This window comes from Bradyrhizobium sp. IC3195 (assembly GCF_020193585.1).
Classification (GTDB): Bacteria; Pseudomonadota; Alphaproteobacteria; order Rhizobiales; family Xanthobacteraceae; genus Bradyrhizobium; species Bradyrhizobium yuanmingense.
The window spans coordinates 29,839-47,156 of record NZ_JADYVG010000034.1 but is presented as its reverse complement, the minus strand read 5'-3'; the positions used below and the strand labels follow the sequence as shown (position 1 = coordinate 47,156).

At 65.0% G+C, this 17,318-nt stretch carries 19 protein-coding genes and 1 pseudogene; 6 read left to right on the top strand and 14 right to left on the bottom strand.

The window, feature by feature from the left end; genetic code table 11:
* The coding region (locus I6F09_RS35485) for a hypothetical protein (protein ID WP_225190104.1) at positions 1-1,150 on the top strand (1,150 nt) is incomplete at its 5' end.
* A gap of 121 nt (positions 1,151-1,271) precedes the next feature.
* On the opposite strand, the gene I6F09_RS35480 is transcribed toward I6F09_RS35485, so the two are convergent.
* The 3 genes from I6F09_RS35480 to I6F09_RS35470 form a co-directional block, all read right to left on the bottom strand.
* Complete coding sequence (locus tag I6F09_RS35480; RefSeq protein ID WP_036022099.1) at positions 1,272-1,544, bottom strand: hypothetical protein; 273 nt, start codon at positions 1,542-1,544, stop codon at positions 1,272-1,274.
* A 252-nt stretch (positions 1,545-1,796) separates the two neighbouring features.
* Positions 1,797-2,015 (bottom strand): hypothetical protein, encoded by a 219-nt coding sequence (locus I6F09_RS35475; protein ID WP_192893089.1) that lies wholly within the window; start codon positions 2,013-2,015, stop codon positions 1,797-1,799.
* Between the two features lie 36 nt (positions 2,016-2,051).
* Positions 2,052-2,294 carry a hypothetical protein gene (locus I6F09_RS35470; RefSeq protein ID WP_225190103.1) on the bottom strand — a complete coding sequence of 81 codons (243 nt, stop codon included), beginning with the start codon at positions 2,292-2,294 and terminating at the stop codon, positions 2,052-2,054.
* 142 nt (positions 2,295-2,436) lie between these two features.
* Here I6F09_RS35470 and I6F09_RS35465 point away from each other — a divergent pair, with 142 nt between their 5' ends.
* Positions 2,437-2,862 carry a DUF5413 family protein gene (locus I6F09_RS35465; RefSeq protein ID WP_035998913.1) on the top strand — a complete coding sequence of 142 codons (426 nt, stop codon included), beginning with the start codon at positions 2,437-2,439 and terminating at the stop codon, positions 2,860-2,862.
* Between the two features lie 58 nt (positions 2,863-2,920).
* A complete protein-coding gene (locus I6F09_RS35460; RefSeq protein ID WP_085972009.1) occupies positions 2,921-3,463 on the top strand; it encodes a DUF4112 domain-containing protein in 543 nt (180 codons plus the stop codon).
* Positions 3,464-3,702: 239 nt separating this feature from the next.
* Here the strand turns inward: I6F09_RS35460 and I6F09_RS35455 are convergent, their stop codons facing one another.
* The 4 genes from I6F09_RS35455 to msrA all read right to left on the bottom strand — a co-directional run bounded on the left by I6F09_RS35455 (position 3,703) and on the right by msrA (position 5,637).
* Positions 3,703-3,996, bottom strand: coding sequence for a hypothetical protein (locus I6F09_RS35455; RefSeq protein ID WP_024337713.1), 294 nt, complete (start codon positions 3,994-3,996; stop codon positions 3,703-3,705).
* 212 nt (positions 3,997-4,208) lie between these two features.
* Entirely contained in the window at positions 4,209-4,373 is a 165-nt protein-coding gene (locus I6F09_RS35450) for a DUF3309 family protein (protein WP_035998916.1), read from the bottom strand.
* Between the two features lie 109 nt (positions 4,374-4,482).
* A complete protein-coding gene (gene msrB / locus I6F09_RS35445) occupies positions 4,483-4,902 on the bottom strand; it encodes a peptide-methionine (R)-S-oxide reductase MsrB (RefSeq protein ID WP_225190102.1) in 420 nt (139 codons plus the stop codon).
* A gap of 30 nt (positions 4,903-4,932) precedes the next feature.
* Complete coding sequence (gene msrA / locus I6F09_RS35440; protein WP_225190101.1) at positions 4,933-5,637, bottom strand: peptide-methionine (S)-S-oxide reductase MsrA; 705 nt, start codon at positions 5,635-5,637, stop codon at positions 4,933-4,935.
* 247 nt (positions 5,638-5,884) lie between these two features.
* On the opposite strand from msrA, the pseudogene I6F09_RS35435 reads away from it, so the two are divergent.
* Positions 5,885-7,572: pseudogene (locus tag I6F09_RS35435) on the top strand (caspase family protein).
* A gap of 6 nt (positions 7,573-7,578) precedes the next feature.
* Here the strand turns inward: I6F09_RS35435 and I6F09_RS35430 are convergent.
* From I6F09_RS35430 to napE, 7 genes are all read right to left on the bottom strand, one after another.
* Positions 7,579-8,958, bottom strand: coding sequence for a lipase family protein (locus I6F09_RS35430; RefSeq protein ID WP_225190100.1), 1,380 nt, complete (start codon positions 8,956-8,958; stop codon positions 7,579-7,581).
* 146 nt (positions 8,959-9,104) lie between these two features.
* Positions 9,105-10,220: an ATP-dependent RecD-like DNA helicase gene (locus tag I6F09_RS35425; protein ID WP_035998929.1), complete on the bottom strand. Its 1,116-nt coding sequence runs from the start codon at positions 10,218-10,220 to the stop codon at positions 9,105-9,107.
* A gap of 266 nt (positions 10,221-10,486) precedes the next feature.
* Positions 10,487-11,140, bottom strand: coding sequence for a NapC/NirT family cytochrome c (locus tag I6F09_RS35420; RefSeq protein WP_035998932.1), 654 nt, complete (start codon positions 11,138-11,140; stop codon positions 10,487-10,489).
* Entirely contained in the window at positions 11,137-11,607 is a 471-nt protein-coding gene (locus I6F09_RS35415) for a nitrate reductase cytochrome c-type subunit (protein WP_036022095.1), read from the bottom strand. Before I6F09_RS35415 ends, I6F09_RS35420 begins: the two co-directional genes overlap by 4 nt.
* Positions 11,604-14,117: a nitrate reductase catalytic subunit NapA gene (gene napA / locus I6F09_RS35410; protein WP_225190099.1), complete on the bottom strand. Its 2,514-nt coding sequence runs from the start codon at positions 14,115-14,117 to the stop codon at positions 11,604-11,606. Before napA ends, I6F09_RS35415 begins: the two co-directional genes overlap by 4 nt.
* A 16-nt stretch (positions 14,118-14,133) precedes the next feature.
* On the bottom strand, positions 14,134-14,448 hold the full coding sequence (locus I6F09_RS35405; protein WP_157287402.1) for a chaperone NapD: 315 nt from the start codon (positions 14,446-14,448) through the stop codon (positions 14,134-14,136).
* Between the two features lie 26 nt (positions 14,449-14,474).
* Positions 14,475-14,660: a periplasmic nitrate reductase, NapE protein gene (napE, locus tag I6F09_RS35400; RefSeq protein ID WP_018318384.1), complete on the bottom strand. Its 186-nt coding sequence runs from the start codon at positions 14,658-14,660 to the stop codon at positions 14,475-14,477.
* A 230-nt stretch (positions 14,661-14,890) separates the two neighbouring features.
* Here napE and I6F09_RS35395 point away from each other — a divergent pair, with 230 nt between their 5' ends.
* Together I6F09_RS35395 and I6F09_RS35390 are read left to right on the top strand one after the other, a co-directional pair.
* Complete coding sequence (locus I6F09_RS35395; protein ID WP_225190098.1) at positions 14,891-16,096, top strand: LLM class flavin-dependent oxidoreductase; 1,206 nt, start codon at positions 14,891-14,893, stop codon at positions 16,094-16,096.
* Between the two features lie 331 nt (positions 16,097-16,427).
* Entirely contained in the window at positions 16,428-17,312 is an 885-nt protein-coding gene (locus I6F09_RS35390) for a DUF3618 domain-containing protein (RefSeq protein ID WP_346730144.1), read from the top strand.
* The last annotated feature ends 6 nt before the right edge of the window (positions 17,313-17,318 follow it).

Below are 17,318 nucleotides of genomic sequence, written 5' to 3'. Positions count from 1 at the left end.
CCCACCTGGCCCCTCCGCCCCGCCGCCGGAGCCGCCGGCCGGCCGCGATCGCCAGGCCGCGCGGCGTGCGCCCGATGTGGGCCCCCCGCCGCCGCTGCCGTCCTCACCCGGCGTGCGCGGCTTCCGCGACATCACGGCCGACGCCAACGATCTCGGCGGTGCCGCCGCGCAGGCCAGCCGCGCCGCGCGCCGCACCTACGCCAACGTGCCCTCGCCCTCGCCGGAATTCGACCGGCTGGAGCCGAGCCTGGAAAACCGCGCCGGCGAGACCGAAGCGCCCTATTCCTACGACGAGTCGATCGAGGAGGCCGAGCGCTACACGCCGCAGCCGCCGTCGCCGCGTCCGCGCATCGCCCCCGATCGCGACGTCAAGAAGCGCGCCCGCACCGGCTCCGCCTTTCCGTTCAAGAGCGCGATTGCCGTCGGCATCGTGCTCATCCTGGTCGGCGCCGGCATCCTCTGGGGCAAGCAACTGGTCCAGATCGTCAACGGCTTTCTCAAGCCGTCCGCGACGCAAGTTGCGGATACGCCGACCCCGGCGCAGCCGCAGAGCAAGCCCAAGATTCCCGATCGCGTCGGTCAGCCCTCGGCGGACCAGCCGGTCGCGCCGGTGGCGCAGAAGGTCGTGCTCTACGACGAGGATCCGTCCGATCCGAAGGGCAAGCAATATGTCGGCTCGGTGGTGTGGCGGCTCGAGCCGATCAAGGCCTCGGGCAACCAGAAGGCCGACGTCGCCGTGCGCGCCGACATCGAGATTCCCGACCGCAAGTTCAAGATGACGATGTCGTTCCGCCGCAACACCGATTCCTCGTTGCCGGCGAGCCACACGGCGGAGCTGACCTTCATCCTGCCGCAGGATTTCCCCGGCGGCAGCGTCTCCAACGTGCCGGGCATCTTGATGAAGTCGAACGAGCAGGCCCGCGGCACGCCGCTCGCCGGCCTCGCGGTCAAGGTCACCGACGGCTTCTTCCTGGTCGGCCTCTCCAATGTCGACGCCGACCGCGCCCGCAACGTCCAGCTCCTGAAGGAGCGCTCCTGGTTCGACGTGCCGCTGGTCTACGCCAACCAGCGCCGTGCCATCATCGCCATCGAGAAGGGCGCCCCCGGCGAGCGCGCCTTCAACGACGCCTTCGCGCAGTGGGGCGATTAAGGCTCTTCTGTCATTCCGGGGCGCGCGTAGCGCGAACCCGGAATCCATTTCACCGCGTCACATGCCGCCCGATGGATTCCGGGCTCGTGCTTCGCACGCCCCGGAATGACGTCCGAGAGGACTACTGCGCCGCGGCTTCCCGCTTGCGCGATGCCGCGGCGGCGGCGTGCTGGCGGTCCATCACGGCGCGGCAGCCGGGGCTGACCTGCGCCTTGTTCCGCACCATGCAGGCGGTGATCCGCGGGATGTCGGGAATCTCGCTGGAGCACAGCCGCATGGCGTCACCCGAGCACATCTGCTGGGCTTCTTGCGTGAAGGCGAAACTGGGTGAGGTCTGGAGAGCGAAGGTGGTGGCGACTGCGAAGAGCGAAGCGATGGTCTGAAGGCGTGTCATATGGAATGGATCCCCGAGTTCCCTTAAGGCTTGAGCCGCTTGGTTTTGGGGCGCCGCACGCGGCTTGATCTGCCGCATGTCGCAGCCTTCACATCGGGAGCTTCGATCCCGCGTGTGGTCGCTCGACTTCTTGATGCTCGAATCGAAAGTGCTGCGCCGCCCGAGCGAAGTATGCGCCATTGTCACGCGCCCGCAATGGCCGGCACAAAGGAATTCGCAATTGTTGCACGCCAGTCACGTCGCGCGATCGGATCAGCCGATCGGAGACGCTTGTTCCTCATCGCTCGCGCCGAGAGCGGCGGCGTGCTCCTCGACAGCGGTAACGCCCTTGGGCGTCAATTCGAACAGATCGCCGTCTTTCATCACGTAGCCGTCGGCGATCAATTGCCCCATCTTGCCCTGCCGGTCGTCGGCAAAGGCAACGGATTGGCTGATGTCCCGCAGGATCGAGAGCTCTTCGTCGTGCAACATGGCGTCACTCTCCGTTTCGCGGGTATGGGTCCGTCCTCACATGCCGTGGCTCTGAAACACCTTGCTGCAGGACTTCGACAGCTTGGCCCGGTTGGCTTGCAGGCAGCTCTGCACCGCGCCGTCATTGCCGAGGTCCTTGCGGCAGAAGCGCTGGGCATCGCGCGTGCAAGCCTGCCGCTCCTGCGGCGTGCCCATATGGCCTTGGGCCAGCGCGGGTGCCGCCGGCAGGCTGCTCAGGGCCGCCAGCGCGATCGTCGCCAGGAGAAATTTGCGGGCCATCGGCGGCTCCAGTCTGCCAGGGGTCAATTCAGGTCCAGCATGAACTCATCGCCTTGCCACTTGTTCCCCTTAAGGAGCCCGGCGCCCGCTGTTCAAGGTTCCCGCTGCGCTGCTATAACGCCTGCAGAGTGTGAGGTGCTTGATGAAACGCTATCTGGTATTTGCGCTGGTCGTCCCATTCATCGGCGGGTTCCTGCTGCTGCTGACGACGACCTACCAGTCCGGCTATTGGGCCCAGACCAACCTCGGCGAGGTCGGCAAGCTGTTCGCGGTGTTCTTCAAGACGCTCCAATACAGCTACCTGTTCGGGTTCTTGCCTGCGCTGATGATCGGCGCAGTCGATGACATCCTGATCCACATCCGCCGGATTGGGCCGGTCTTGCGGATGCTCCTGGTCGGCCTGTTCGCCTTCGCTCTGGCCTCGCTCACCCACAGCTCGCGCGGGCCGGATTCGGGCGCGGTGCAGTTCATTCTGTACGGGCTCGTCGGTTTCGTGCCGGCGGTGATTTCATCCTGGCTGGTGCATCGCTACGTCGAGGAGCCGCAAGCCGCGCCGGTGCCGACCTGACGCGCGGCGTTCGGGCGCGGCCGCAACCTCCGCCGCGCTGGCGCGTTCACTGAAGGCCATGGCCATGCAAGACGACGACATCCTCGCTCCGCGCAAATCCCGTTCCGGGAGCGGCTCGCATGCGCGCTTTTCGCGCGACGAGGCGCGCGGCCCGATCATCGACCAGGACGGCCACGAGATCAGGCCGGAAAGCCTGGAGCAGGGATTTCGCGAGTTTCGTTTCGAGTTCGGTCAAGGCAGCCCGTTCGGCAATCTGACGCGCGAGCAGCGGATCGCGCGGCTCGAGGCGATCGCCAAGCTGCTCGACGTCGCCTTCATCCTGCCCGGCACCAACATCCGCTACGGCATCGACGGGCTGATCGGATTGATTCCCGTCGTCGGCGACGTCATCACCACCGCGATCTCGCTGTGGCTGGTGCGCGAAGCCCGCGCGCTGGGCGCGCCCTGGCACATCACGGCGCGCATGCTCGGCAATGTCGCGGTTGACGGCGTGGTCGGCCTCGTCCCGTTCGCGGGCGACGCCTTCGACGTCATGTTCCGCGCCAACACGCGCAACGTCCGCCTGCTCCAGCGCTGGCTGGAAAAGCAGCCGCGGATGTAGCCTGGCTGAGAGCGCTCGCCGCGAGTCCGACTGGTCGACAATGCGCTCGATCTCCCTGCGTCGTCATTGCGAGCGCAGCGAAGCAATCCAGAATCTTTCCGCGGAGGGACGCTGGATTGCTTCGCTGCGCTCGCAATGACGGATGAGAGATAGCGGGTGAGAAAGCCCCCAAACACAAAAGGCGCGACGACCTTTCGGCCATCGCGCCTTCTGCGCACATCGAACTTTGTTGCGAAAGCTTACGCAGCGTCGGCGTCGGTCTCCGCGGCCGGGGCCGGCTTGGGCCGGCGGGGCAGCGGGAAGGCATCGCTCTCGTACAGCGAGCGGATGCCGTTCTGGTCGAAGCGCGCTTCCTCGACCTGGAGATAGGCGCCGTTCAGCGAGTCCGTCGGCAACTGCTCCATCGCGAACTGCACGGCCTCGGCCGCAGTGCCGAACCGTCGATAGGTGAAGCCCGCGCGCTTCTTCTTGCGGATGGCGGCGGGGAAGAGTTCGGCGGAGGTGTTGAAGTTGAACGGACGCAGTGGACGCATGGTCAAAGACCTCGTGATCTTCTCTGGGGCTTTAAGCGCGTGGGGTTGGGGAGGGCAGGGGCCGCAATCGAGCGGGCCCGCCGCATGTCGTTGTCGCCCTCTAATATAGGCCGATTTGACAAAAATGCGACCCCCGCGATGCGAGATGATGAATCAGCGCATGGCAGCCCCGCGGAGACGAAACTTATCAATGTTTCAAAGACTTATATGGCTTAAACTTTGCCAAGAAGCAGCAGCACGACCAGGATCACCAGCACGACCCCGCCGATCCCGATGCCGGAATGGCCAAGGCCATAGCCGTAGCCGCCGAACCGGCCGGACAGGCCGCCGACGAGATAGATGATCACCAGGATAATCAGGATGGTCCCAAGCGCCATGGCATCCTCCCTGGCGGCCACCGAAATGCGATGATCGGCCGCACCGCCAGAGCAGAAAAGCACATCGCGCCGCCGGGTTCCATGGGGGAACCCGACGGCGGGCTTGGGTTTATTTGGGCTCGAGCTTCAGGGCCGCGGAATTGATGCAGTAGCGCAGGCCGGTCGGCCCGGGGCCGTCGGGGAAGACGTGGCCGAGATGGCCGCTGCATTTGGAGCAGAGCACCTCGGTGCGGATCATGCCGTGGCTGGTGTCCCGCTCCTCGTCGATATGGCTCTCGATCGCGGGCTGGGTGAAGCTCGGCCAGCCGCAGCCGGAATCGAACTTGGCATCCGACTCGAACAGCACATTGCCGCAGCCGGCACAGACATAGGTGCCGGTACGGTGGTCGTGCTCATATTCGCCCGAGAAGGGACGCTCGGTCGCCTTCTCGCGCAGCACGGCGTATTGCATCGGCGTCAGCTCGCGCCGCCACTGCTCTTCACTCTTGATGACCTTGTCGTCGGTCGCTTTCGTCTTGGTGTCGGGCATGGGTCTCCCGTTGCATTGGGGATCTCGCGATCAGTTGGTGGCCTTGCCGGCATTCACCAGCGTCGGCTTCTCGATGTAGTTATCCGCGAACAGCTTTTTCAGGTTCTCGACCTTCGGGATGTCGTTGAAGGCGATGTAGGGCTGGTTCGGGTGCAACGTCATATAGTCCTGGTGATAGGCCTCCGCCGGGTAGAACGCCTCCAGCGCGCCGACCCTGGTCACGATCGGCTTGTTGAACACCTTGGCGCCGTTGAGCTGGGCGATATAGGCCTCCGCGATCTTCTTCTGCTCGTCCGACGTGGTGAAGATGGCCGAGCGATATTGCGGGCCGACGTCGGGACCCTGGCGGTTGAGCTGGGTCGGGTCGTGCACCACTGAGAAGTAGATCTGGAGGATCTTGCCGTAGGAGATCTTCTTCGGGTCGTACTTGATCTCGACCACCTCGGCATGGCCGGAGCGGCCGCTCGACACGGTCTTGTAATCGGCGGTCGCCTTGGTGCCGCCGGCATAGCCGGAGACCGCGTTGACCACGCCTGCGGTGTGCTGGAAGACGCCTTGCACGCCCCAGAAGCAGCCGCCGGCGAGCACGGCGGTCTGGACGCCGCTCGCGGGCGCCGCGTCCAATGTAGGGGCTGGGATCACGACCGCCTCCTCCGCGGCCCGCGACGGCATCACGAAAGCCAGCGTCAGGGCGGTGGTTGCGGCGAGCAGGGTGGCGAGGGCGGTTCGGCGCATGGCATCCTCTTCCGGAAGGGCTGACAGTCTAGGGCGGTCGGGACCGGGCGAACAGCCTGCCCGGCCGCGTTTTCGCATCATCCGAGATACGGGCCGTACCGCAGATTGTTACGCCGGGGCGGACACGAGACCGTGAGGACGCGGCTGACGCGGCGACGGGCCGGCTTGGCGGGATGCGGAACTCCGCGCTAGATGAACCGGCGCGATCGGTGATCGACCAAATGGTGGCTGGAGCTGGCCTGACAATATGCTGCGCGTCGTACTCCTGATCCTGGCCGTCCTCGCCGCCGGCACTTGCTTTGCCGCGGCCGATCCCCGAGCCGGCGACGATCTCGCTTTGTGCCGCGACCGCCAGGCTGAGCTGCAGGCCCGCGCCGCCGCCTGCGAGAATCTGCTGAGCGCCGATCGCCTCACCGCCAAGGACAAGGCGATCGCCCTGTCCGCGCGTGGCAATGTCCTGCTCAACAAGCGCGACCATGTCCACGCGATCGAGACGCTGTCCATGGCCATCGACCTCGATCCCGACAACGTCGTCGCGCTCAACCTGCGCGGCCTCGCCTATGAGCGGAGCGGGCAGGAGGATCTCGCGATGGCCGACTACAATCTCGCGCTCCGGAAACGCCCGGCCTATGGCGTTGCCTACAACAACCGCGGCGTCATCCACGCACGCCGCGCTGCGCTGCAGAGCGCGATCGATGATTTCAGCCTGTCGATCAAGTACACGCCGAAATTCCTGCTCGCCTGGACCAATCGCGCCCGCGCGCGCACGCTGATGAAGGATTTCGACGGCGCCATCGCCGATTTCGCCGAGGCCGAGAAGATTGAGCGGCTGCGCCGCAGATCGCCGGCAACCGCTGCGTCACCTACGGCATGATGGGCAAGTTCGACCGCGCCCTGGCCGATTGCAATGGCCTGATCGAAAAGCAGCCCAGGAACGCGTTCGCGATTAACAACCGCGCCGACGTCAACATGATGAAGGGCGATCTCGACGCGGCGCTGAAGGATTACAACACGGTCATCCAGATCAACCCGAACAATGTCCGCGCCCATTCCGGCCGCGGCCAGATCTACGAGCGCAGGAAGGATCTCGCGCAGGCCCGCGCCGATTATCGCGCCGCCGCCTATTCGCTGACGAGGTTCGACGAGACCGAGGTTGCGCGCGCCCGCGCCATCGCGCAGGAGCGGCTCGCCGCCCTGACGCCGAAGGAGGCGGCGAGCGCGACGACCGGCCGTCGCGTCGCGCTGGTGGTCGGCAACGGCGCCTACAAGAACGTCCATGCGTTGCCCAATCCGCCGCGCGACTCGAAGCTGATCGCGGGCGTGCTGCGCGACCTCGGCTTCCAGACCGTGATGGACACCAGGGACCTCACCCGCGATGCGTTCTTCCAGACGCTGAAGGCCTCCGCCGAGGAAGCGGAAAAGGCCGATTGGGCCATGGTGTATTATGCCGGCCATGGTTTCGAGATCGGCGGGGTGAACTATCTCGTTCCGGTCGACGCCAAGCTCACCGCCGACAAGGACGCCGAGACCGAGGCCGTCGCGCTCGAGCAGGTGATCGCCGCGGTCGGCGCGGCGCGAAAAGTGGGTCTCGTCGTCCTCGATGCCTGCCGCGACAATCCGTTCGCGCCGGCCATGCAGCGCACGCTGTCGCTGAAGCTGGTCGAGAAGGGCTTTTCTAACATCGAGCCCGGTGCGGGCTTCATGGTCGTCTACGCCGCCAAGCACGGCCAGACCGCGATGGATGGCGATGGTAGCCCCAACAGCCCGTTCGCCACCGCGCTCGCGCGCGAGATCAAGCAGGCGAAGGTCGAGATCCGAAAATTGTTCGACATCGTCCGCGACGACGTCTGGGCCGCGACCAGGCACGAGCAGCAGCCGTTCACCTATGGGTCGCCGCCAGGGCGCGAAGATTTTTACTTCGTCGCGGGGAAATAGCCGCGCTCACGCCAGCGAATTGAACCAGTCGAACGCCGTCGCGTGTCCGTTCAGAACGGCCGCTTCGCCATAGAGGCTCGACAGGAACGTGCCGCGATGGCTTGCGCCATTGACCGCGACGCCCGCGGCGAAATGCCCGCCGGCGGCGATTGCGGGCCGCACCAGCCGGGGATGCAGCGCCTCATCGGCCAGCCCGTAGTAAAATCTGATCGGGGAATCGTACTGCCAGTACGTCGCACCATTGCCACCAAGGCGGCGCAGCAATGCGCTGTTGGTCTCGTTGGTGAAGCGATCGAAGAAGCCTTCGACCAGGAAATCGCCGGCGGGCGGAATGCTCTTCGCGATCTCGCCCTCGAGGCTGTAATCGGACCAGTATTTCTCCGCGAAGGCTTGATATTGGGGCTTGACCGCCGTCTTGAACAAGTCGGTCAGCCCGTAGTAGCGGCGATAGCTGCCGAGCAGGACGATCAGGCAGGGTGTGATCCAGGCCGGCGGCATCGGGTAGGAGGTTTCCGAGGCCGGAATATAGGCCGTGGGGTTCGTCCAATAGTGAAAGCTCTCGGCGAGATCATTGAACGGACTCTGTGTGGCGGTCGCCCGCACCTTGATGCCGCGGCGCTGCAGCTCCTGTTTCAGCCACTGCGTGTTCAAGGCGCCTTGCGACCAACCGTTCAGGAACAGGTTTGATTGGCGCAGGCTCAGTGTCCGCAATTCGTGCAACCCTGCCGTCAGGATGTCGAGGCAGCATTGCACCGTCGCGCCCTTCACGGCATAGGCTTCGCTCCGACCGTTGCGATAAGGGCCCTTGCCGACATAATCGGCCGCGACGACCGCATAGCCGTTGCCGGCGAAGCGCTGGATATTGAACAGGGTCTCGATCGAATCGACATTGTCGCGCAGCTCGTAATTTTCGTCCTTCAGCCGCAGCAGGTTCGACGGGACCTGGTCGAAGGAGAGGATCGTGCCGTGCTGCCATGACAGGAGCGGCAAGGTGCCGCGCGCGCCGACCGGAACCGCAAGCAGGCCGCTGACCTTGACGCGTTCTCCGGTATCCGGGATGCGCGTGAAGGTGACGATGCGCCGCAGCTCCACGTCGTTTCGTGCCGCATATCTTTCGGGAAAGGCAGCTGGCAGGATATTGCCTTCGTTGAAGACGGCATAGAACTTTGCGGCCAGCGTATTGAGCCGTTCCTTGGAGACGCGCACAGGCTTGCCCGCATCCGTGCGTCGTACCTGCGCCGGCAATGCAAAAGCGGTGTCCGGAATTGTGGTCGAGAGCGCAAGGCCCGCTGCCGCGCTTCCGGACTTGAGGAAGCTCCGGCGGCTCACTGCAACATCATCGAGCCGGCGATCGAGGTCATCAGGCTTTGTCGCGCGAGAGGTCATGCGTTCCACTCCGAGGCTGATACAGCACAAAGCCTAGCGGGCGGTGAACGCACCTCGTCGTGGGTGCTCATTGTGCGGGTCCGTGGCCCGGATGAGCGCAGCTACAAGCGGCGGATATCGCTACGCTCATCCGCGCTACGGCAGCTTCATACCACCACGCTCAGCCGTTTCGCGGCACGCGTGATGCCGGTATAGAGCCACCGCGCCCGCGAATCCTGGAACGCAAAGCTCTCGTCGAACAGCACGACGTCGTCCCATTGCGAGCCCTGCGATTTGTGCACGGTCAGGACGTAGCCGTAGTCGAACTCGTCATAGGGCTTGCGCTGCTCCCAAGCGATCTGCTCGACGCCGCCCTCGAAGCAATCGGCGCGCACTGAGACCTTGGTCACCTTGTGACCGAAATCCTCATCCGGCGACAACCGCATTGAGAGGATGCGCGATTTCGATCGCGAGGTGTTGCGCGACTTGACGCGCCACAGGCCGCCATTGAACAGGCCCTTCTTGCGGTTGTTGCGCAGGCACACCAGCTTGTCGCCGGCGACCGGGAACTGGTCCTCGATGTTCTGGCGCTGGCGCACCCGCATGTTGTAGGCGCGGCGCGTGTTGTTGCGGCCGACCAGGATCTGGTCGGCGCCCATGACGCGATCGGGATCGAGCTCCTTGCGCGAGACGACCTCGCTCTCGCCGTAACGGCCAATGTCGAGCTCGCGTCCCTCGCGCACGTCCATCGACATCCGCACGATCGGATCGTCCTGGGCCTGGCGATGCACCTCGGTCAGCATCGCGTCCGGCTCGGAATTGGTGAAGAAGCCGCCGCCCTGGATCGGAGGCAACTGCGCGGGATCGCCGAGCACCAGCAGCGGACAGTCGAACGACATCAGGTCGCGCCCCAATTCGGCATCGACCATCGAGCATTCGTCGATCACGATCAGCTTCGCCTTCGACGCCGGCGCATCGTCCCACAATTCGAAGCTCGGCTGCTCCTCGCCGGATTCGCGGGCGCGGTAGATCAGCGAATGGATGGTGGAGGCGCCGTCGCAGCCCTTGTTGCGCATGACGAGGGCCGCCTTGCCGGTGAAGGCGGCGAACTTCACCTCGCCGTCGACGCCCTCGGCGATGTGCCGCGCCAACGTGGTCTTGCCGGTGCCGGCAAAGCCGAACAGGCGGAACACCGGCGGCGTGCCGCCCCGTCCCGGCTTGGCCTTGAGCCAGTCGCCGACGGCCTTGAGCGCAGCATCCTGATGCGGGGTGAAAGTGGCCATGTCTGTCTTGAGGGAGCGGCGAATGAGGCGATTCGCCTTCCCCCAAACTAACCATTCGCCCCGCTGGTTCAAGCGCGGGCCCGTCGCATTTGAAGTCCGTTCCCGGCCGCCATCCTTCGAGACGCCCGCCTTTGGCGGGCCCTCAGGATCAGGGCTGAGTGCGCGGCGGCATTTTTGGCGGGCAAGATGCCGTTGAGCCTCATCCTGAGGAGGCTGCGAAGCAGCCATCTCGAAGGACGAGGCGTTCGCTCAGGCGTCGCCAAACCCTACTGCCAGCCGGGAACGCCGCGCATGTCGGGCAGCTGGTGGGCGATGCCCTTGTGGCAGTCGATGCAGGTCTTTTCCTTGGTGAACAGGAAGCGCTGGTGCGCCACCGAGGCCCGCGGCGACTGCTTGGTGATGTCCATGGAATCGGCGCTGTGGCAGTTGCGGCATTCCAGCGAGTCGTTGGCCTTGAAGCGCGCCCATTCGTGCGCGGCGAGCTCGAGCCGGTGATCCTGGAATTTCTCGCGGGTGTCGATCGTGCCGAAGATCTTGCCCCAGACCTCCTTGGAGGCCTGCATCTTTCGCGCGATCTTGTCGGTCCAGTTGTGCGGCACGTGGCAGTCCGGGCAGGTCGCGCGCACGCCGGAGCGGTTGGTGAAGTGGACGGTCGACTTCAGCTCGGCGTAGACATTGTCCTTCATCTCGTGGCAGCCGGTGCAGAACTTCTCGGTGTTGGTGATCTCCAGCGCGGTGTTGAAGCCGCCCCAGAAGATCACTCCGGCGACGAAACCGGCCAGCACCAGGGTGCCGAGCGCGAACACCGAGCTCGGCCGGGTCAGCACCTGCCACAGCTCGAGCAGGAACGCCCGGCTGCGCGCGATGACGCCGCGCTTGGCATTCAGCTCCGCGTTGGGATCGTCGGCAGTCGTCGTCATCTGCGGCCACCCGGGCTTGCGCGTGACAGCAGCGTGTCGATGTCGGTGAAATCGTTGCTGACCGGAGGATTGGCGGTGTTCTGCGGCACGTGGCATTCGGTGCAGAAGAAGCGGCGCGGCGAGACCGAGGCCAGGAACTGGCCGTCGCGATCCATGAAGTGCGTGATCGACACCATCGGCGCCTGCGACTCCGCCGTGCGCGCCCGTGCATGGCAGGACAGGCATTTGTTGCCGTTGAGGTCGACCTGGTAGCCGTCGATATTATGCGGGATGACGGGCGGCTGCTCCGGATAGTTGCGCACCTCCTTCTCGGAGGTGTTGCGGTTCGGCAGCATCGGCGGCGCCGGGCCCTCGTCGTTGAGCGGGGTCGGGCCGCGCAGGCCGGAGCTCACCGTCTGCGCCGTCAGCGAGCTCGTGCCCGCTGCGATCGCGAAGGCGAGCAGGATGATTGCGGATCGTTTCATCATGACATGTTCACCCGCTCGATGCGCACGGCGCATTTCTTGAAGTCGGTCTGCAGCGAGATCGGATCGGTGGCGTCGAGCGTCACCTTGTTGATCAGCTTGGATTCGTCGAACCACGGCACGAAGACGAGGCCGCGCGGCGGCCGGTCGCGGCCGCGCGTCTCGACGCGGGCGCGGATGAAGCCGCGGCGGGAGACCACCTTCACCTCGTCGCCGCGGCGCAGCTTCGCCTCCTGCGCATCGTCCGGATGCATGAAGCAGACCGCTTCTGGAAAAGCCTTGAACAGTTCGGGCACGCGGCGCGTCATGGTGCCGGAATGCCAGTGCTCCAGCACGCGGCCGGTCGAGAGCCAGTAGGGATATTCGTTGTCGGGCGATTCCGCCGGCGGCTCGTAGGGCAGCGCGAAGATGCGGGCCTTGCCGTCGGCATGGCCGTAGAACTGCACGTTGGTGCCCTGCTTGACGTAGGGGTCGCTGCCTTCGCGGAAGCGCCACTTGGTCTCCTGGCCGTTGACGACGGGCCAGCGCAGGCCGCGCTCCCGGTGATAGGTGTCGAACGGCGCGAGGTCGTGGCCATGGCCGCGGCCGAACTGGGCATATTCCTCGAACAGGCCCTTGTGGACGTAGAAGCCGAACGCCTTGGATTCGTCGTTGGCATAGCCCGGCTCGATATCGGTGACGGGGAATTTGTCGACCTGGCCATTCTTGTAGAGCACGTCGAACAGGGTCTTGCCGCGATATTCCGGCTTCTTGGCGATCAGCTCCGCGGGCCAGACCTCCTCGATTCTAAAGCGCTTGGAGAACTCCATGAGTTGCCAGAGATCCGACTTCGAATCGCCCGGCGCGGGGACGAGCTGGTGCCAGAACTGGGTGCGCCGCTCGGCATTGCCGTAGGCGCCTTCCTTCTCCACCCACATCGCGGTGGGCAGGATCAGATCGGCGGCGAGCGCCGTCACGGTTGGATAGGCATCGGAGACCACGATGAAATTGTCGGGGTTGCGGAAGCCTGGATAGATCTCCTCGTTGACGTTGGGACCGGCCTGCAGGTTGTTGTTGACCTGCACCCAATAGGCGTTGATCAGGCCGTCCTTCAGCATCCGGCTTTGCAGCACGGCGTGCGCGCCCGGCTTGTCGGGAATGGTGCCTTCGGGCAGCTGCCAGATCTGCTCGGTGTGGTCGCGATGCTTCTTGTTGGTCACCACCATGTCCGCGGGCAGACGGTGCGAGAAGGTGCCGACCTCGCGCGCGGTGCCGCAGGCCGAGGGCTGGCCGGTCAGCGAGAACGGGCTGTTGCCGGGCGCGGAGATCTTTCCGGTCAAAAGGTGGATGTTGTAGACGAGGTTGTTGCACCAGACGCCGCGGGTGTGCTGGTTGAAGCCCATGGTCCAGAACGAGACCACTTTTGTCTTCGGGTCGGCATACAACTCGGCCAGCGCCTCGAGCCGGTTCAGCGGCACGCCGGACATCTGCGCGGCCTTTTCCAGCGTGTACTCCGACACGAACTTGGCGAATTCGTCATAGCTCATGTCGGTGGCGTCGTTGGGTTTCGCCGCGCCCGTCGCCTTCTTCTGCAGCGGATGGTCGGGCCGCAGGCCGTAGCCGATGTCGGTCTGGCCGCGCTTGAACACGGTATGCGCGGCAACGAAGTCCTTGTTGACGCGACCGGTCTTGATGATGTGGTTGGCGATGGCGTTGAGGATGTACAGGTCGGTGTGCGGCTTGAACACCATGCCGATGTCGGCGAGGTCGAACGAGCGGTGCTCGAAGGTGGAGAGCACGGCGACGCGGACATGCGGTGCGGACAGCCGGCGGTCGGCGATGCGCGTCCACAGGATCGGATGCATCTCCGCCATGTTGGAGCCCCACAGCACGAAGGCATCGGTGGCCTCGATGTCGTCATAGCAGCCGGCCGGCTCGTCGATGCCGAAGGTGCGCATCATGCCGGCGACCGCCGAGGCCATGCAGTGCCGGGCGTTTGGGTCGATGTTGTTGGTGCGGAAGCCGGCCTTGAACAGCTTGACGGCGGCATAGCCTTCCCAGATCGTCCACTGGCCGGAGCCGAACATGGCGACGCCGTTGGGGCCGCGCTTCTTGATCGCCTCCTTCCACTTCAGCTCCATGATGTCGAAGGCTTCGGTCCAGGTGACGGGCGTGAACTCGCCGTTCTTGTCGTACTTGCCGCCCGTCTTGCGCAGCATCGGCTGCGTCAGCCGGTCATGGCCGTACATGATCTTGGAGAGGAAGTAGCCCTTGACGCAGTTGAGGCCGCGATTGACCTCGGCCTTGATGTCGCCGTGGGTGGCGACGACGCGGTTGTCCTTGGTCGCGACCATCACCGAGCAGCCGGTGCCGCAGAAGCGGCAGGCGGCCTTGTCCCATTTCAATTCGCTCTCCTTCCGCTCGGCGGCGAGGTTCGCGGCGAGCGCCGGTGCCGGAAGGCCGGCGGCGGCCGCGGCGATCGCGGCGGCCTCGAGCTTGAGCATCTGGCGGCGGTCGAGCTTCGGCGATGTCATGATGGCTCTTCCTGACTCAGGCGGTTTCGATAGCGTGGAAGACGAGCGCTGCGGAATAGACGTTCGGCAGCGACTGGATGGTGTTGAGCATGGTGCCAAGGCTGCCGGCATCCGCCGCTTCAGCCACGACGACGAGCTTTCCGCGCGCGTCGCGGGCATGAATCTCGCAGCCGGGAAGCGCTGCGATCTCCGCTTCTAGTTCGGCAAGGCGCTCGGGCCGCGCCTGCACGATGATGCTGGCGATCTCGGCGCCCGGCGGTGCGATGACGCGGTCGGCGCTGAGCACCCGGCCGGTGATCAAGGCGCGGCGGTTGAGTGTGGCGTGAGCCATGATGCCTGTCTTTCGCTGGTTGCCGATCAATGCGGGGAGGGCGGCGGGCCGGGAGGGCCGGCGAACATCTGGTAGATCCAGACGCCAAGGCCGTAACTGCCGACGGTCCCGACCGCGAGCACGGGCATCACGATCGCGGTCAGGAACAGGAAGGCGAAAATCTCCATGCGCTTACGGCGCACGCGCGACGTCGTGTCGTCAGGGGCCGACATATTCGGTCTCTTGAAGCTGTGGGGAATCGTGACGGCATCCGGGCCGTCGCCTTGCTGCACTTTAGATACGTTCCACCCGACAGCGCGTTGATTTGGATCAATGTCGGTTGGCTGCTTCTCGCTGCGCCGGAGGATGGATCGTCTCCCACGTGGCGGAATTGCGCATCCGTAGACAGCGTCGCCTCGCGCATTAAGATGCCGTTAACAACAATAAGCGGGAGAGCGACGCCATGAAGTTCGGCATCTTCTACGAGCTGCAGCTGCCGCGGCCCTGGGCGGCCGGCGACGAACTCGCCCTTTATCAGAATGCGCTCTCGCAGATGGAGCTCGCCGACAAGCTCGGCTACGACCATGCCTGGGTGGTCGAGCATCACTTCCTCGAAGAATATTCGCACTCGCCCTCGCCGGAATCGTTCCTGGCTGCCGCAAGCCAGCGCACCAAGAACATCCGGCTCGGCCACGGCATCCTCCAGCTCACCACCAACCATCCGGCGCGCGTCGCCGAGCGCGTCGCGGTGCTGGATCTGCTTTCGAACGGCCGCTGCGAGTTCGGCATGGGCGAGAGCGCCTCGATCACCGAGCTCGAGCCGTTCGGCCGCGACATGGAGACCAAGAAGGAGGTGTTCGAGGAGGCGGTCGCGGCCATCTTCCCGATGTTCAAGGACGCAGGCTCAGAGCATCACGGCAAATATTTCGACATCCCCTTGCGCAACGTCGTGCCCAAGCCGGTGCAGAAGCCGCACCCGCCGCTGTGGATGGCCTGCTCGCAGCTGCCGACCATCGAGCGCGCCGGCCGCCACGGCTTCGGTGCGCTCGGCTTCCAGTTCGTCAGCGCCGATGCCGCGCATGCCTGGGTGCACGCCTATTACAACGCCATCACCAAGCGGCTGCACAAGCTCGCCGACTACGAGATCAATCCGAACATGGCGCTGGTCTCGTTCTTCATGTGCGCGAAGACGGATGAAGAGGCGCGCGCCCGCGCCGACGGCGCCACCTTCTTCCAGTTTGCGCTGCGCTTCTACGGCGCCGCGCAGAACCGCCAGCGCCCCGCGCCCTACACCGTCAACATGTGGGACGAGTACAACAAGTGGAAGCGCGACAATCCGCAAGCCCAGGAGGCGGCGCTGCGTGGCGGCCTGATCGGCTCACCCGACACGATCCGAAGGAAGCTGAAGCGCTTCCAGTCCTCGCACATCGACCAGGTCATCCTGCTCAACCAGGCCGGCAAGAACAGCCACGAGCATATCTGCGAGTCGCTGGAGCTGTTCGGCCGCGAGGTGATGCCGGAGTTCCAGAACGATCCGGCGCAGGCGGCCTGGAAGCAGGGCGTGATGAGCGGCGAGATCGAGCTGGAAGAGATCGATACCGAGGCTTTCACCGATCGCTACGGCAAGCTGGCGATCAACGTGGCCCCCGCGAAGGCGGCGGGGGGGTAGCCTGTAAGCAACGACAGGTCCTGCTTCCTGGTGCTGAAGCGGTGCGGTGAGCCGCGCATCAGTGCGGCGTTTTGACCCGGAGCAGACCTTTCGAACCCTTCCGCATCCAGCAATGGCTAGGCGGCCGAGGTCGCGCGCCGTTGCGCTGCTTCACGCATATCGTCGTCCCGGCAAGCGCCCAAGCGGCGCGAGGAACGATTCAACACAGCGTGAGTTCGACCTCAAATCTAAGAAACAAAGGCAAGAGGGTAACGCGATGACACGATCCGTGGAGGAGTTGAGACGGGAGTCCGAGCGTAGCCGCGCCGAGCTGGCGGCAACGGTCGGACGGTTGAAGGAGCAGATATCGGACACCGCCGAGGACATTCGCCACAAGGTCTCGCCGCAGCACATCAAATCCGAAGTTACCGAATACGTCAGCCACAAGACCCAGAGCTGGGTCGAAGGGCTCAAGCAACAGATCATGGACAACCCGATAGGCGCAGTCGCCGCGGGCGCCGCAGTCGGCATTCCGTTGCTTCGGTTGGTGCGAGGTACGCCGTTGCCACTTCTCATGATCGGCGCAGGACTCGCTCTGACCTCGAAGACGGTGCGCGATCGTGCTGCAGACGTCACCGCCCCGGTCATGGACAAAGCCGGGCACATGCTTGAGGAGGTGGCCGAGAGCGCACGGGCGATGCAGGGTGACGCCAAGGAGACGCTATCCTCCGCGCAAAGCCGAACCGCTGGCATGGCTGATGACGCGCAGGAGAAGGCCGCCGGCATTGCCGCCGATCTGCGGGAGAGCGCGGCGCGTGCTGCCAGTTTTGCGAGTGAAAAGCTCAAGAGTGGCATGAATGCAACCAGGGATGCCGCCGCGAGCGCGCCTGACCAGGCCCGGCAGGCCATTGGCGACAATGCTGCGCTCATCGGCGGCCTGGGCATCGCGATCGGCGCCATCATTGCGGCTGCTCTTCCCGAGACCAAGGTCGAAGCTAAGGTTATGGGCCGGACGAGCGACGAGGTGAAGCAGGCTGCTGCCGCCGCGGCGCAATCCGGGTTCGAGGCCGCGAAAGACGCCACCACGTCGGCGGCCGATGCTGCGGTGCAAAGGGTCGCCGATGCTGATCTCGGCACCCATGCCAGCCGCATGACGCAGAACATGGCGGACACTCTGAAGGAGGCTGCGGACGACGTGGTCAAAGCTGCCTTTAGCCCCTCTCAAACCAACACCTGAAGGAAA

What these genes read in the sequence shown, in the direction of transcription:
- msrB (WP_225190102.1), bottom strand. Translation starts at nt 4,902, where the DNA reads ATGCCCGACACCAAGACGAAAGCGACCGACGACAAGGTCATCAAGAGT.
- msrA (WP_225190101.1), bottom strand. Translation starts at nt 5,637, where the DNA reads ATGCGCCGAACCGCCCTCGCCACCCTGCTCGCCGCAACCACCGCCCTG.
- napA (WP_225190099.1), bottom strand. Translation starts at nt 14,117, where the DNA reads ATGACATCGCCGAAGCTCGACCGCCGCCAGATGCTCAAGCTCGAGGCC.
- I6F09_RS35455 (WP_024337713.1), bottom strand. Translation starts at nt 3,996, where the DNA reads ATGCGTCCACTGCGTCCGTTCAACTTCAACACCTCCGCCGAACTCTTC.
- I6F09_RS35460 (WP_085972009.1), top strand. Translation starts at nt 2,921, where the DNA reads ATGGCCATGCAAGACGACGACATCCTCGCTCCGCGCAAATCCCGTTCC.
- I6F09_RS35425 (WP_035998929.1), bottom strand. Translation starts at nt 10,220, where the DNA reads ATGGCCACTTTCACCCCGCATCAGGATGCTGCGCTCAAGGCCGTCGGC.
- I6F09_RS35420 (WP_035998932.1), bottom strand. Translation starts at nt 11,140, where the DNA reads ATGACGACGACTGCCGACGATCCCAACGCGGAGCTGAATGCCAAGCGC.
- I6F09_RS35450 (WP_035998916.1), bottom strand. Translation starts at nt 4,373, where the DNA reads ATGGCGCTTGGGACCATCCTGATTATCCTGGTGATCATCTATCTCGTC.
- I6F09_RS35475 (WP_192893089.1), bottom strand. Translation starts at nt 2,015, where the DNA reads ATGTTGCACGACGAAGAGCTCTCGATCCTGCGGGACATCAGCCAATCC.
- napE (WP_018318384.1), bottom strand. Translation starts at nt 14,660, where the DNA reads ATGTCGGCCCCTGACGACACGACGTCGCGCGTGCGCCGTAAGCGCATG.
- I6F09_RS35415 (WP_036022095.1), bottom strand. Translation starts at nt 11,607, where the DNA reads ATGATGAAACGATCCGCAATCATCCTGCTCGCCTTCGCGATCGCAGCG.
- I6F09_RS35465 (WP_035998913.1), top strand. Translation starts at nt 2,437, where the DNA reads ATGAAACGCTATCTGGTATTTGCGCTGGTCGTCCCATTCATCGGCGGG.
- I6F09_RS35430 (WP_225190100.1), bottom strand. Translation starts at nt 8,958, where the DNA reads ATGACCTCTCGCGCGACAAAGCCTGATGACCTCGATCGCCGGCTCGAT.
- I6F09_RS35480 (WP_036022099.1), bottom strand. Translation starts at nt 1,544, where the DNA reads ATGACACGCCTTCAGACCATCGCTTCGCTCTTCGCAGTCGCCACCACC.
- I6F09_RS35405 (WP_157287402.1), bottom strand. Translation starts at nt 14,448, where the DNA reads ATGGCTCACGCCACACTCAACCGCCGCGCCTTGATCACCGGCCGGGTG.
- I6F09_RS35395 (WP_225190098.1), top strand. Translation starts at nt 14,891, where the DNA reads ATGAAGTTCGGCATCTTCTACGAGCTGCAGCTGCCGCGGCCCTGGGCG.
- I6F09_RS35470 (WP_225190103.1), bottom strand. Translation starts at nt 2,294, where the DNA reads ATGGCCCGCAAATTTCTCCTGGCGACGATCGCGCTGGCGGCCCTGAGC.